We start from the raw sequence: 15,918 nt of genomic DNA, 5'->3' as shown, positions 1-15,918 counted from the left end.
AAGACTCAGCCCAATTTTTCTAACAGAACCTGAATAGGATGGCGAAGTTGAGTTTTTTCTAAACGTTTGACTTGAGTTCGACATGAATATCCAGTTGCTAAAATCCGTTGGCGATATAGTTCTACCTTACTTTGCCATGACTGTTGGTAAATCACTTTTGATTGATTCAAATGTTCAGTTTCATGACCATAAGTTCCAGCCATACCACAACATCCTAATGCAAGGGATTTAAGTTCTAAGCCAAACACTTGAAAAATATCTTTCCACATTTGATTCGATTTAGGTTCTTGTGTGCGCTCAGTGCAATGCCCAGCTAAATAATAAATGGATTGAGTTGTTGATAATTCTGGCAGTTCAAACTTGTCCAAGCGTTGCTTTAGCCATTCTTGTACCAGCATGACTTGATAATGGAGTTCAGGTAAATCTTCAGTAAATCTTTTATGATATTCTTGACGAAAAACTAGAGTCATTGCTGGGTCCAAACCGATTATAGGATAGCCTAAATCAGAAACTTGATTTAAGAGGGTAATATTTTTTCTTCTCAGTTTTTCAAACTCATCTAGGAAACCATGCACATGTAAAGGTTTTCCGTTGGGGAAATAGGGCAATACATAAGGGATAGCCCCTAATTTTTTGATTAGCGTGATTAAATCCAAAAAGACAGAAGTATCAAAATAGCGTGTGAATGCATCTTGTACAATGAAAACCACATCAAGCTCATTACTGGGTAAATTATTTAAGTCCTGATCAACGAGGACTGCACCATATATTTGTAATTTTTCCTTTACTTTAGGATGAAACAATGGGATATCTGTCATTCTGAGTATTTTTCTCTGGAATGATTTTAGTAAGGACAGTCTTTGTGTCACATTATATAAAGATGAAATAGATGCGACTTGCGGTAAGACAAATTCTAATTTTGCCAATATATAATCACGAAGTTGACGAGGATATCGTTGATGATAGTGGGCTAAGAAACGCGCTTTTGCATCAGGAATGTCTACTTTAACAGGACATTGTCCAACACAGGATTTACAAGACAAACAACCATGCAAAGCCTCATATACCTCCTGATCAAAACCCATACTGGATTGTTGATTTTCCTCTCTTCTAAGCCACTCTTTCACTAAGGTTGCACGTCCTTTGGGGGAGTGAATACGATTCCGTGTCACTTTATAAGAAGGGCACATGGGATCATTCAAATCATAATTAAAACATGCGCCATTTCCATTACAGTGCATGGTCGTACCAAAATTATTCCAGTCGATCTTTGAAATTTGACGATCATAATCCCCCCGTAGTGGAATTTCGGTGAGTCCGATCAATTTACTGGTGGGTAATGTTGCAGGCGTTGCAATTTTCCCAGGATTGAGTTGATTAAATGGATCAAAAAGCGCTTTGATTTGTTGTAATAGAGGATAGGCTTGTCCAAAAAATATAGGGGCATAACCAGAACGTAAGCCTTTGCCATGTTCCCCCCATAGTACACCACCATAATGATGCGTTAATTCGACGACCTTCTCTGTAATTGACCTCATCATTTGCAGTGATCTATGGTCTTTCATATCCAATGCCGGGCGTACATGCAGTACACCAGCATCAACATGTCCAAACATGCCGTATTCCAGACCATGATGATCTAAAAGCTGTCTAAAATCTGCTATATACTCCGCCAAGTACTCAGGGGGAACGGCAGTATCTTCAACAAAAGGTTGAGGTCTTTTTTCCCCTTCGACATTACTCAATAATCCGACTGCACGCTTACGCATTGCATAAACGTGATTAATTTCAGTTTCTCCCCATGCAACAGTGGTACTGAGTCGTTCGATCTGTCTGTCCTGAGATAAATGCTGTAAAAAAACTTCTAGATGTTGTCTTAATTCAATTTCAGTTGCTGCATCAAGTTCAACTAAATTAATCCCCTCAATCGGTTTTTCTAAATGATTATCTGGAAAAAATTTTGCGACATTGTGCCAAACGATATCATTTTTAGCTAAATTTAAGACTTTGGAATCAATCGTTTCAATTGATAGGGGCTTATGTTGCATGAGCACTTTGGCATCTTTTAATGCATCCTGAAAGTTGGTATAGCCGATATTTATTAACAGTCGATACTTTGGAATCTCTAAAACGTTTAATTCTGCCTCGACAATAATGCCTAAAGTTCCTTCACTACCACAGAGTAGGGCGTTTGGATTAAAATATTCATCATCCAATAAATTAGGCAAATCATAACCCGTCAATGATCGATTCAACGATGGGAAACTATTTTTAATTATGTCTTGATTAATTTTAGCGACTGTAAAAATCTGGTGGTATAAATTTTTCTGAAAGGGAGTTTTATCTAAAATTTGTTGTTGCCATGATTCTCGTTTTAATGCTTGGGAATGTAAAATCTCACCACCCCTTAATACTGTAGATAAACGCGTTACGTGATGATGTGTTTTTCCATATCGGCAACTCCCTTGTCCACTTGCATCTGTATTAATCATTCCTCCAATGGTTGCTCGATTTGAAGTAGACAGTTCGGGAGCAAAAAATAAACCATATTTTTTTAATTCAGCATTGAGTTGATCTTTGACCACACCAGCCTGAACAATAGCCTTTTTTTGTTGAACATCGATCGATAATATTTTATTCATGTGTCGAGAAACGTCGATGACAATTCCATTTGTTAAAGATTGTCCGTTCGTTCCTGTACCACCACCGCGAGCAGTCAATACTACAGATTGATATTGATGTTCACTCACAAGACGCATAATCATTTCAATATCATGTTGATGTTTCGGATAAATAATCGCTTGCGGATGGTATTGATAAATTGAATTATCTGTAGAAAATACTTGGCGAGTCGCTTCGGAACAATCTATTTCACCTTCAAAACTGGATTGGAGTTGTTCAATAAACTGCTGCGTTATAATTGCTAAATCCTGTTTCATATATATGCCTTATTAAAATCACGAACAAGCATTGTCTTGCTTTGGCAATGACAGTTTTAGATAAGAATTCTTTAACTCTTGGTCATTTAAGAGATAATTCTTAAACATTGACCTGCGTGATATAAGGTAATGCCACAGTCATAGAACATTGCTCGAGCATTACGGAAAGAGACTTTGCTTGATTCCAGATCACTAAAAGGTAGCGGTAAGTTTTCACGATCATCATCTTGAAGATACTGAGCAAATGCTTTCCCCATTAATGTTCCAGTTGTGATCCCTCGACCATTAAAGGCAGTTGCAGCCACAATTCCTGGTGCGGGTTCAAAAATACGCATAATATGGTCTGTGGTAAATCCAAATTTTCCAGTCCATTGATATTGCCATTTGAGTTTACCCAATTCAGGAAAGTATTTTTGGGTGATTAGATCAGCCCAAGAATGATAAATGCTCTCTTTTCCTTCATGTCCACCGACAGTTCCGAGTAACAGACGATTTTCTTTATCTCGGCGAATACTTGATAACGCTAAACGTGTATCCCATGAACCATTTTTATAAGGTAAAATTTTATCTGCAATTGAGCCAGTCAAAGGTTCAGAGGCAATTTGATAATATTTAACAAAATAAATAGTTTTTAGAATTTCAGTCCATTCACCTTGTGTGTAAGCATTGGTTGCTAAAACAACTTTATCCGCAGTAATGCTTCCGGAGGTGGTTTTAACACACCATTGCGAGTCGCTTTTCACAATCTCATTCACAGATGAATTTTCGTAAATTTCAACATTTAAACGCTTGGCAGCTTGTGCTAGACCTGTGACATAGGCATATGGGTTTATGGTTCCTGCTCGCTTATCAAGTAACGCTTTTTGAACCACTTTTGTCCCACAATATTCATGACATTTTGCACCTGTCAACACTTCAACATTTGCACCGCGACGACTCAGTTGAAGGTAACGGTGATCAATATCAGCTTCACCTTCCGAGTTATGCGCCATGTGTAGATTACCAGTGCGAGTATCTTGTGCTTGTATACCTAAGCGATCAATCGTATCAAAGACCAGTTGTGGTGCATGACCTAATGCTGTGGTCAACTTTTCTCCGACTTTTTCTCCCAAATATTTATTTAGCTCATCTGGTTGAGCCCATGTTCCTGCATTGACCAAACCGACATTACGCCCAGATCCTCCAGAACCAACTTCTAAACTTTCTACGACTACGACACGGTGTCCTGCTTCTGCTAAATGAATTGCTGCTGATAGACCAGTGAATCCGCCACCAATAATACAAACATCAGTATTTATATCTGTTTGTAATTGAGGGAAATGAGGTACATTATCCACGAGGGTTGACCATAATACTTGATTTTTTAACATGATTATTGCTCTATCCTTATAGCAATCAAATCGCAACATCAAAATGTTGTTGTTTTTTAGATCATTCAATATACTTTTGCATTTTAAGGGTTAAATAAGGTTATATGCTCATTTAACCCTGTGATTATAATAAATAATTAACCAAAGTTAATCCCTTGAGCTAAAGGTAATTCTCGAGAATAGTTGATGGTATTTGTTTGTCTGCGCATATAGCCTTTCCAAGCATCTGAACCAGATTCACGCCCACCGCCTGTCTCTTTCTCACCACCAAATGCACCACCAATTTCTGCACCACTCGTACCAATATTGACATTCGCAATACCACAATCACTCCCAACAGCACTGAGGAATTTTTCAGCTTCACGAATATCGTTGGAGAAAATACATGAAGATAATCCTTGAGGAACATCATTTTGGAGATCGAGGGCTTCGTCAAAATCCTCATAGCCAATCACATATAAAATCGGTGCAAAAGTTTCTGTTTTAACGACATCATCTTGTGCCGTCACTTCAACCAATGCTGGTTTGACATAGTAAGCATGAGGAAATTGATCTGATAATACTCGTTCACCACCTGTTACTTTTGCACCTGCTTGTTGCGCTCGAACAAGCATTGTCTGCATTTGATTAAAAATATGTTCGTCAATTAATGGTCCAACAAGATTACCTTCTAAAGGGTGTCCAATTGAAACTGTGGCATACGCTTTCTTTAATTTTTCAACAACCTCAGCTTGAATCGATTTATGCACAATTAAACGACGTAGTGTAGTACAACGTTGACCTGCCGTACCTACTGCTGAGAATAAAATACCGCGGATGGCTAAATCCAAATCAGCTGTTGGCGCAAGAATCATGGCGTTATTCCCCCCCAATTCGAGAATACATTTGCCAAAGCGTTCTGCGACTTTCGGACCAACAATTTTACCCATACGTGTACTACCCGTTGCACTAATCAATGCAACACGCTCGTCAGTCACTAGTTTTTCACCAATTGAAGCATCACCAATGAGTAATTGGGATAGCTGTGCAGGTGCATCACGACCAAATTGTTTAACCGCTTTTTCAAACAATGCCTGACAAGCTAATGCAGTAAGTGGCGTTTTTTCTGAGGGTTTCCAAATTACAGCATTACCACAGATTAAAGCCAATGCTGTATTCCAAGACCAAACGGCAACAGGAAAATTAAATGCGGAAATTATGCCGACAACACCTAATGGATGCCAAGTTTCGCGCATGTGATGTCCTGGTCGTTCTGAAGCAATCGTTAAACCGTACAATTGGCGTGATAAACCGACTGCAAAGTCGCAAATATCAATCATCTCTTGAACTTCGCCTAGACCTTCCTGAGCAATTTTACCTGCTTCCCACGAGACCAAAGCGCCAAGTTCATTTTTATATTCGCGTAAAATTTGCCCAAAAATACGCACCAGTTCGCCACGTCGCGGAGCAGGGACTTTTCGCCATTCTTTAAAAGCAATGAGTGCCTGTTGAATACAGGTATCAGCTTGTTTAAGATCATTTACAACAACCTGTCCAATGACACTTCCGTCAATTGGAGTTTTTACGGTTAATGAACCTGTTTGATACGCTTCAGCAGCAACACCTAATTTATTTAATAATTCCTGAATCATGTTATTTCCTTTCCATCATTAAAATGAATAACTCATCAAAGCCTTGTTATACCTTTGACACAATTGATTGATTTAAAGTTGCTAAACAAGCCTCTATTGATTGCTGTTGAGCCTGGGCATAAAGTTGGATTTCATCAAATACTTTTGTGCCTAAACACTGCTCAAAAACGTCTTGATTTGAAGTTGAGCTGTAATCTGTTTGTTCATTTCCGCCCAAATTGGACTGAAAAATTCCTGCTGCAGAGACAGGTAAAAAATCTTCATAGACAATCGGTTCAATTCGAACTCGACCTGTATGAATCAATTCAGGCAAATCCGTTTCTGTCCATACCTGATGAGTGCTAAATGGTTGTGCGTAATAATAAAAGTAAGCTAAATCCTCTACGGCCAATGTGGTGTAACAATCTGGAAACGCTTTGAATGTTTCCTCTAAAATCTGCATATATTGCGCTGCATTTTCTTCAGTCGCGATACCGCCTAATTGCTGTTGTGCTTTGACAAGCAATTCATCATAAAGTTGACGACCTTTTGGTGTAAGCGCGACGCCTCGTTGTTCAATTTCACCAAAACGAGCAGTATGACTTCCTTGTTGATCTGTAAAGATCACTTGTTCCTGTAAAGCTTTAAAGCTGGTTTGACGCAATAAAATCGGACAACGTCGACGAGGTGGTCCTTCGATTATCGCTTTAGGTGTAATCCCACGTCCCATCATTCCATTTTGAACTTGGTCAATATCAAGTGTTCTCGGTGTTAAATGATTGATATGTGGTCCTTTAAATGCAACAACATCAGCAATTAAACGATGTTGGTCATGTAATGCTTGATATAAATCAGCAGTGACTGGTGCATGAGTATGCCAACGGAATGTCTCTAAAACTTCAATAATAAACAGATCTGCATCATCTACACTCAATCCACCTTGCAGTTCATGTTTTGCCGTCAAAGCCAGCGCTTTTTCAGTAAAAATTTGACGTTTTGCCAGCGTTTCTTTTGCGAGTTGGCGTAATTCAGAATGATCCACTAACTCCAGACGTAATAAAGAAGTAAATACTCGGAATGGACTATGATTTAAAGCATCTGTTTGGATTGCCCGAAATGCAGTTGCATGTACAGGAACACCAGCAGGTACTAAGTCATAATAACCTACAGGGTACATTCCCATCACCGCAAAAATGCGACGCATATTATGAAGTTCTTCTGCTGTTCCCAATCGAATTGCGCCGTGGCGTTCTTGTGATAAACGAGTTAATTCACCAGTTTGTTGTAATTGCGCTTTTAAAACAGTTTGCTGTTCTAAAACAGATTGGTTTACGTCATCCACTAATTCTATTAAATCACCATATAATGGAACTTCATTTTGATACATCTCTGACATTAACTTTGAGAATTTCGCTCGGATCTCATCCACATTGATCCAATTAGTCATGACTATCTTCCTTTTTAAACACTTGTCATCATTTCTTGATGAGCAGTTTCTGCCAAAATTTGTTCCAATATATTCAGACCTTCTTTTAATACTTTAGGTTCTATCGTCAATGGGGTTAATAGACGAATAATATTTTTCTCTTGTCCACTTGACATGAGTAATAGACCTTTATTTCTAGCCTGAGTCAGAATGTTTGCTAATACATGTGTACCTGCACCATATTGGGGGTGGTAAAGTTCAATACCACGCATCGCGCCAATACCGGTTAAACGTCCCAACCAAGGTGTTAAATTCTGTTGTTTCCACTTTGAATAATAAGCTTCAATTGTCTCAATATAATGTTGAATATTGTCTTGGTAAATTTGAGATCGCATGATGTCGAGTGTGGCTAAACCTGCTGCACAAGCAATCGGATTACCTGAATATGTTCCACCTAAAGCCCCTTTATGTGGATGATTCATGTATTCTGCTCGACCAATTAAAGCGCCTAAAGGTATGCCACCTGCAATACTTTTTCCGAGTAACAGTAAATCAGGTTCAATCCCTAACTTTTTAAAAGCAAAAGCTTCACCTGTACGACCAAAACCAGATTGAATTTCATCCAGAATGATTAAAATGCCATTTTTTTGACAGAATTCTTGTAAAAAATGAGCAAAATCAGCATTCATGATGTGAAAGCCTCCTTCACCTAAGACCGGTTCAAATATAATTGCCGAGATATTTTTTATATCCACTTCGACTTGGAACAATCGAGCCAAAGCTTTTTTTGCTTCCTCGGAAGTTATATCGTTGTCTTTGCTCGGATATGGAAGATGATAAACAGGACCGGGTAAAGCACCGAGCCCATCTTTATAAGGTGCTACTTTGCCGTTTAAATTCACAGCAGCTAAGGTGCGACCATGGAAGCCACCATCGAAAGCGATGACACCGGATCTTCCCGTAACTGTACGAGCTACTTTTAATGCATTTTCGGTTGCTTCGGCACCGCTATTGGTGAGCATTCCTACAATTGGATATTCAACTGGAATAAAATCAGTGAGTTGTTCCATGAACTGTACATAAGGCTGATGATGTGCAGCATTAAAAGCATAATGAGTAAGTTTTCGGGCTTGGTGCTGGATCGCTTTGACAATTTTTGGATGACAATGCCCAAAATTTAGGACACCAATCCCACCAATAAAATCAATATACCTTTTACCATTTTGATCCCAAACTTCTGCATTCAGACCTGTCTCAAGTGTAATGGGGTGAATAAGTCCTAAAGCACTTGAAATTCTTTGATAATTATCCACTTCATTTTTCTCGATAGAATTTATTTGATGTTGTTATTTAAACCTTCGAAATATCGTCCTACAAACGAATTAAAATACTCGCACTATTCCTTTTTTTCGTATCACTTTTTCCGAAAATTGCTTTCATAAACAAAAAAATTAACCTAGTTTAATTGATTAAAAGTTAAGTAAATATCTTTGAGAAATTTGTGTATTTACTTAGACATTATTAATAACGTGATAGAGCAGAACAAATATCAGTTGGATATTCAATATGACAAAACTCTCTTATATCCAAGCAAATGATGCAGCTTGGTTAACTTTTCTTGAACAAATTGAACGCGTATCTCCCTATTTAGAGCATCTAAAACAACATATTGAGATATTAAAAAGACCCAAAAGAGTTCTTATCGTAGATGTACCGATTGTCATGGATGATGGTTCAATTCAACATTTTGAAGGTTATCGTGTACAACACAATTTATCACGTGGTCCTGGTAAAGGTGGTATCCGCTATCACCAAGATGTCAATCTGAATGAGGTTATGGCGCTTTCAGCATGGATGACGATCAAAACAGCGGTATTGAACCTACCATTTGGAGGTGCAAAAGGGGGTGTCCGTGTCGATCCACGTAAATTATCGGCTCGAGAATTAGAGCGTTTAACTCGTCGCTATACCAGTGAAATCAGTCATATTATCGGTCCTCAAAAGGATATTCCTGCACCAGATGTTGGAACAAATCAACACGTAATGGGGTGAATTATGGACACCTATTCATCAGGTCAGGGATATACAGTTACTGGTGTGGTCACTGGTAAACCTATCCACTTGGGTGGTTCATTAGGTCGTGTAAAGGCAACTGGTCGTGGAGTATTTGTTACAGGTCGCGAAGTTGCGAAGAAAATTAAGCTCTCCCTTAAAGGAGCTAAAGTTGCTATTCAAGGTTTTGGTAATGTAGGGAGTGAAGCTGGTTTTTTATTTGTGGAATCAAATGCAAAAGTTACTCACATTCAAGACCACACAGGGACTATTTTCAATAAAAACGGTATTGATCTTGAGGCATTACGTGATTATGTCACTGTGAATGAAGGTGTCGGTGGTTTTACTGGTGCACAGCTCATTGCTGATGAAGAATTTTGGTCAGCAGAAGTTGATATCATGATTCCTGCGGCTTTAGAGGGGCAAATCACCATTGATCGTGCTCAGAATATTCAAGCTCAACTGATTTTAGAGGGGGCAAATGGTCCAACTTATCCAAAGGCAGAAGATATATTGGTTGAACGAGGTATTGTTGTCGTTCCTGATGTAGTCTGTAATGCGGGTGGGGTGACTGTAAGTTACTTCGAATGGGTACAAGATATGGCAAGTTATTTTTGGAGCGAAGAAGAAATTAATGAGCGTTTAGACAAACTCATGGTTCAAGCAATTGAGGATGTTTGGAATACGGCAAACAACAATACATGTACCTTACGTACAGCGGCTTATATCTTGGCGTGCGAACGTATTTTAAAAGCGCGTAAAGAGCGTGGTGTTTTCCCTGGATAAAGAAATAAATGACTCAAGAAATATGTTTTACTGGATGGCTATTAGCAGTAATACATGTGTTTTGGAGCGGTAATTAACTATAAATATTTAAATAAAAAATAATTGTTTTGCTGCTTTTATTGACACGATGTTTATATAAAATCATGTCATTCAAAAATCTACTTTCAGTGATGGCATATCGGTTTACACGCTCTCCTTGCCCATCTATAGAATCATTCTCTATTCAACAGAACCCAAGCGAATACAAATGGCTTGGGTATTTTTTCAGTTCACAGAATTAAATACTATTGTGATTTGATAGACGTTGTTTGATTACAAAAATATGATTTTTTTTGAAATTTTTAACTTTTCTATTTTAATTAAAAGTATTACTGCTATAGTGTTTTATGTGAACATTTGTAAATGTACAGCGACGTCTTTGATGCTATTTTTTTATTTTTCGAATTAAGTTTTTATCTATTTAAAAGAAATTAATATTAGAAATGGGTGAGTTTAATCAATAACGTGTGAACTGAAAGTGAAAATGAGGTAAACATGAAAATAGAATTCTTAGACTCTCATCAAACTGAGCAACTCAGTGCATGTCGATTGTCGCTCATTTTAGGAGCTTATACGCCAGACAATAAAATTGAGCGCTATCTGAAAATTGTCCGTGCTATTTTGAATGTCGAAAATGCCTTTTTTAGCTTTCACAATGAACCTTATGCATGGGTTGCTAATAGTGAATGTGACTTTGTTGCCGCTTATCTTTCTCCAAAGCCTAATCTTTTACCAGATTTTCAAAATACGTTAATTGTTGAGGGTACACACCCAAGTTATCCAGAATGTTCAGATTATATCACGGAGATCGGTCTTAGCCATACACGACTTATCGCTTATGACTTTAGACTTCAAGACAGCGAGTCCATCGCGCATGTCTATTTTTATGATCATCAGTCCGAGAATTTCTCGGCTAAACAAAAACTATTATTAGAAGAGTTGAGTGATGACCTTGTGACGATATTGCAGCGCAAGTCGGAGTCTCAAGACTATTATGAGCTTTATGAACAAGAACGTGCTCTAAATTTCAGTAAAACAAAGTTTTTTCAGGTGATTGCCCATGATTTACGTGCACCATTTCATGGATTGATTGGTTTTTCAGATGTTTTAGCCAATGAGCGAGAAACCTTGGATGAAGAGAATATTCATAGTATTGCACAATATTTGCATGATACTTTGCAGTCCACATATGCTTTACTTGAAAATTTACTCAATTGGGCGATGTCAGAAGGAGGTCGTTTTGTCTATCACCCGATTAATTTTAAGCTCAAACAGACCACCAAAATTGTTTATGATGTACTGCAACCCTTAGCAGTCAATAAAAATATTCAATTGATTGAAAATGTTGCTGATGATCTAACGGTTTTTGCAGATATGAATATGGTAACCTCCATTATTCAAAACTTAGTGTCCAATGCTTTAAAATTTACTCAAACTGATGGTTTAGGCAAAGTGACGATTTCCGCTCAACCTGTGGGAAATCGTATTGAAATCATTATTCATGATACTGGTTTGGGGATGACTCAGGCACAGATTGAACAGGTTTTTGAACCACAACTTAAAGCCAGTATAAAAGGTACGATTGGTGAACAAGGTACAGGATTAGGATTGGTATTGTGCAAGAGATTTGTTGACTTAAATCATGGGCAAATATCAGTTAGCTCTCAAAAAGGTGAGGGAACAACCTTTGTCGTTGCCCTCCCTGCGGCAAAAAATGCCCATCAGTCTTTGCTAGATACAGACCTAAAATCAGATAAAGTAAAAATTTTCTAATCTTCAACGTCTGCGATAAAATTTTAAAGTGATGGATGTGTGTTTTTTGATGTTTTTTTAATCTGTGCTTTTTTATACAACGATAAAAGATTCCCTAACAGTCAAGCAAACTGCTATAAATAATCATATAAAACATCAGTACAGGCTTTTCTAATGAATGCTGAGCAATTGCAAAAAACCTTACATGCCAGTCAGTATGCAGAACAAGTATTAAGTCTACATCAAAGTGTATTAGAACATGATTATGCAATTGATCAATTTCAAGTACCGCTCAGTACCCCGCAAATTCAACAACTTGTTGATGATAATTTAGCAGCTATTCAAGATGAAATTACATGGATGCGCGTGTTAAGGATACTTCGTGCACGTTTGATGTTCCGTTGGATTTGGCAGGATGCCAATCAACTCACCGATGTAGTGACATTGACCCGTGAACTTTCGGATTTTGCAGATATTTGTATCGTTGCAGCCAAAGATTTTGCGCGGGTTCCACTCATTGCTAAACATGGTGAGCCAGTCGGGTATAACGGTAAGATTCAAGATCTGATCGTGATTGGTATGGGGAAGCTTGGCGCACAAGAGCTTAATTTATCAAGTGATATCGACCTGATTTTTGCTTTTGATGAACAAGGTGAAACCAATGGACGCAAATGTATTGATGTACAGCAGTTCTGTATTTTGTGGGGACAGAAGCTGATTTATTTGCTGGATCATATTACTGCGGATGGTTTTGTTTTTCGTGTAGATATGCGTTTACGTCCTTGGGGGGATGGTTCAGCCCTCGCGATTAGTCATGTGGCATTAGAAAAATATCTCAGTCAGCATGGACGCGAATGGGAACGCTATGCATGGATTAAGGCACGTATTATTACGGGGGGACATGAGGGTGATAGTCTATTGGATATGACGCGCCCATTTGTATTTCGTAAATATGTTGATTACACCGCATTTGAAGCCATGCGTGAAATGAAAGCCATGATTGAGCGTGAAGTGGCACGTCGCAATATTGCTGATGATATTAAGTTAGGTGCAGGTGGGATTCGTGAAGTTGAATTTATTGTCCAAGTTTTTCAATTGATTTATGGTGGCGCTAAATTAGAGCTGCAAGATCGCCAATGTCTCGTCAGTCTTCAGCATTTAGGTGAGGTTGGATTACTCGATTCACAATCTGTTGTTGACCTTGAAGATGCCTATTTATTTTTACGTCGCGTTGAACATGCGATTCAAGCACTGAATGATCAACAAACTCAATCTTTGCCGACTGAGCCTGAGTTACGTCAACGGCTGATTGATACATTGGGCTTTACTGATTGGAATAATTTTATTGATTTTTTAAATCAAAAACGAGAAAAGGTGACGTTCCAATTTGAGCATCTGATTAAAGAAAAAGGGCTTGAGTCACCTATTGAAAGCTATAGTCAGCTTGAGAGTCAGCTCAATGAAATTTTAGATGATGATGCTAAAAACTTAATTCATGAGTTTTGGTATGGTCATGCCATCAAAAAATTACCTGCAAAAGCCGTTCAACGTCTAAAAGAGTTTTGGCCACATTTGGTTGAAGCAATTTTACAGTCGAATAGCCCGCAAGTTGCGTTGATGCGTTTAATGCCATTGGTCGAGTCTGTCATGCGCCGTACGGTGTATTTGGTTATGCTGATCGAAAGTAAAGGTGCATTGCAGCGGTTGGTTAAAATGGCGACAGTAAGTCCATGGATTTGTGAGGAATTAACGCATTATCCAGTGCTTTTAGATGAGTTTCTTTCGATGGATTTTGAGCTTCCACCAAGACATTATTTGGAGGATTCTTTACGTCAACAATTACTGCGCATTGAAATTGATCAAGTTGAAGATCAAATGCGAGTTCTGCGTCTGTTTAAAAAGTCCAATGTACTGACAGTGGCTGCAAGTGACGTATTGGCTGAAAGTCCGTTGATGAAAGTGTCTGATGCTTTAACGGATATTGCGGAAGTTTCAGTTATTGCAACATTAAATTTAGCCTATCAAACAGTGGCGAAACGTCATGGATATCCAATAGATGCAGAAGGGCAGCGTTGTTCTTTGGAACATATGGCATATTGTGTGATTGGTTATGGTAAGGTCGGGGGAATTGAGCTCGGTTATGGTTCAGACTTGGATTTGGTGTTTATTCATTATATGGATGAACAAGCAGATACAGATGGTCAAAAAGCCATTAGTGGCTTTGAATTTGCGATGCGTGTTGCTCAGAAGTTTATGTCATTGATGACAACGCAGACCTTAGATGGTCGTGTTTATGAAGTGGATACGCGTTTGCGTCCTTCAGGTGAAGCAGGACTTTTGGTGACCAGCTTAAAGGCATTTGAACAGTATCAACTGAAAAGTGCATGGTTATGGGAGCATCAAGCCATTGTTCGAGCACGCTCTATCGCGGGTGAGCCAACATTGAGAGCCAAGTTTGAGGAATTGCGTTGCAAGATTCTTACCTTGCCAAGACAAGAAGAAACGGTTCGCCAAGAAGTGCTTAATATGCGCCAAAAAATGAAAGATCATCTTGGCTCATCAAAAGATCAGAAAAAAGATGGAATTTTTCACTTAAAACAGGACGCAGGTGGTATCGTTGACATCGAATTTATGGCACAGTATGTCGTATTAGCCTGGAGTGGGACGAATCCTGATCTCGCCCATTATTCCGACAACGTACGAATCCTTGAAGATGCCGCAAAGGCAGGTTGCTTATCCAGCGACGATGTATCCGCATTGATTCAAGCTTATCTCAGTGAACGCGCCGAGAGCCACCGTTTAGCACTTGCAAATCATAATATGCAAGTAAGTGCTGCGGATTGGCACGATACCCGAGAGGTCGTTTGCAAGTTATGGCAAAGATTAATTGATCCAACAGCGACTTTCGCTTTGGAAAGTGAATAATTGTGTAAAAATTTGGAGTGTGCGCCATGAATTTGGCTGATCGTGATGGTTTTATTTGGCAAGATGGACAAATGGTTGAATGGCGTGAGGCTAAAATTCACGTCTTAACACATACTTTACATTATAGTATGGGTGTGTTCGAGGGTGTCCGTGCTTATGAAACACCAAATGGTACCGCGATTTTCCGTCTCCAAGATCACACAAAACGTTTGTTAAATTCTGCAAAAATTTATCAAATGAAAGTTCCATTTGATCAAGCAACGCTTGAGCAAGCTCAGATTGATGTGGTTCGTGAAAATAAATTGGCATCATGCTATTTACGCCCAATTATTTTCATTGGTTCGGAAAAATTAGGTATCGCTGCAACAGATAATACCATTCATGCAACAGTAGCTGCGTGGAGCTGGGGTGCATATCTTGGTGATGAGGCAATGGCGAAGGGTATTCGTGTTAAAACCTCATCATTTACCCATCATCATCCAAACGTGACGATGTGTAAAGCAAAAGCATCAGGTAACTATACATTGTCAATTCTTGCTCACCAAGAAGTGGCACATTCTGGTTATGACGAAGCGATGTTGATGGATCCTCAAGGTTATGTATGTCAGGGTTCTGGTGAAAACGTATTCTTGGTGAAAGATGGTGTTTTACATACACCAGATATCGCAGGCGGTGCTTTGGATGGTATTACCCGTCAAACGATTATTACCATTGCTAAAGATCTTGGTATTGATGTCGTTGAACGCCGTATTACTCGTGATGAATTCTATATTGGTGATGAAGCATTCTTTACCGGGACTGCTGCTGAAGTGACGCCGATCCGTGAATATGACGACCGTCAAATTGGTTCAGGTGCGCGTGGTCCGATTACTGAGAAGATTCAAAAAGCATTCTTTGATGCTGTTCAAGGTAAAGATCCAAAATATGCACATTGGCTGACTTATGTAAAATAAGCCATTCAATGCTAAAAAGGATTCCATTTGGAATCCTTTTTTTATTTTTAAATCAATGTATTAAGA

At 38.7% G+C, this 15,918-nt stretch carries 8 protein-coding genes and 1 pseudogene; 4 read left to right on the top strand and 5 right to left on the bottom strand.

Annotated elements, in window-relative coordinates:
- Window positions 1-5: 5 nt before the first annotated feature.
- The 5 genes from ACINWC743_RS12560 to ACINWC743_RS12540 form a co-directional block, all read right to left on the bottom strand.
- Window positions 6-2,939 carry an FAD-binding and (Fe-S)-binding domain-containing protein gene (locus ACINWC743_RS12560; protein ID WP_009585753.1) on the bottom strand — a complete coding sequence of 978 codons (2,934 nt, stop codon included), beginning with the start codon at window positions 2,937-2,939 and terminating at the stop codon, window positions 6-8.
- Window positions 2,940-3,025: 86 nt separating this feature from the next.
- Window positions 3,026-4,309: an NAD(P)/FAD-dependent oxidoreductase gene (locus tag ACINWC743_RS12555; RefSeq protein ID WP_004827763.1), complete on the bottom strand. Its 1,284-nt coding sequence runs from the start codon at window positions 4,307-4,309 to the stop codon at window positions 3,026-3,028.
- A 137-nt stretch (window positions 4,310-4,446) separates the two neighbouring features.
- Complete coding sequence (locus ACINWC743_RS12550) at window positions 4,447-5,940, bottom strand: aldehyde dehydrogenase family protein (protein WP_004827764.1); 1,494 nt, start codon at window positions 5,938-5,940, stop codon at window positions 4,447-4,449.
- A gap of 46 nt (window positions 5,941-5,986) precedes the next feature.
- On the bottom strand, window positions 5,987-7,366 hold the full coding sequence (locus ACINWC743_RS12545; protein WP_005030950.1) for a VOC family protein: 1,380 nt from the start codon (window positions 7,364-7,366) through the stop codon (window positions 5,987-5,989).
- Window positions 7,367-7,380: 14 nt separating this feature from the next.
- Entirely contained in the window at window positions 7,381-8,658 is a 1,278-nt protein-coding gene (locus ACINWC743_RS12540) for an aspartate aminotransferase family protein (protein ID WP_009585663.1), read from the bottom strand.
- Between the two features lie 253 nt (window positions 8,659-8,911).
- Between ACINWC743_RS12540 and ACINWC743_RS12535 the strand changes: the two are divergent.
- The 4 genes and pseudogenes from ACINWC743_RS12535 (at window position 8,912) to ACINWC743_RS12520 (ending at window position 15,852) form a co-directional block, all read left to right on the top strand.
- Window positions 8,912-10,183, top strand: a pseudogene (locus ACINWC743_RS12535) (Glu/Leu/Phe/Val family dehydrogenase).
- Between the two features lie 534 nt (window positions 10,184-10,717).
- Window positions 10,718-11,995: a sensor histidine kinase gene (locus tag ACINWC743_RS12530; RefSeq protein WP_009585677.1), complete on the top strand. Its 1,278-nt coding sequence runs from the start codon at window positions 10,718-10,720 to the stop codon at window positions 11,993-11,995.
- Window positions 11,996-12,148: 153 nt separating this feature from the next.
- A complete protein-coding gene (glnE, locus tag ACINWC743_RS12525; protein ID WP_009585754.1) occupies window positions 12,149-14,899 on the top strand; it encodes a bifunctional [glutamate--ammonia ligase]-adenylyl-L-tyrosine phosphorylase/[glutamate--ammonia-ligase] adenylyltransferase in 2,751 nt (916 codons plus the stop codon).
- A 26-nt stretch (window positions 14,900-14,925) separates the two neighbouring features.
- The gene (locus ACINWC743_RS12520) at window positions 14,926-15,852 is read left to right on the top strand and encodes a branched-chain amino acid transaminase (protein WP_004827770.1); all 927 of its coding nucleotides are present in this window, start codon (window positions 14,926-14,928) and stop codon (window positions 15,850-15,852) included.
- Window positions 15,853-15,918: the final 66 nt, after the last annotated feature.

The organism is Acinetobacter sp. WC-743 (assembly GCF_000335555.1).
GTDB lineage: Bacteria > Pseudomonadota > Gammaproteobacteria > Pseudomonadales > Moraxellaceae > Acinetobacter > Acinetobacter bereziniae.
The sequence above is the reverse complement of the archived record's forward strand: the minus strand, read 5'-3'. Positions and strand labels throughout refer to the sequence as shown.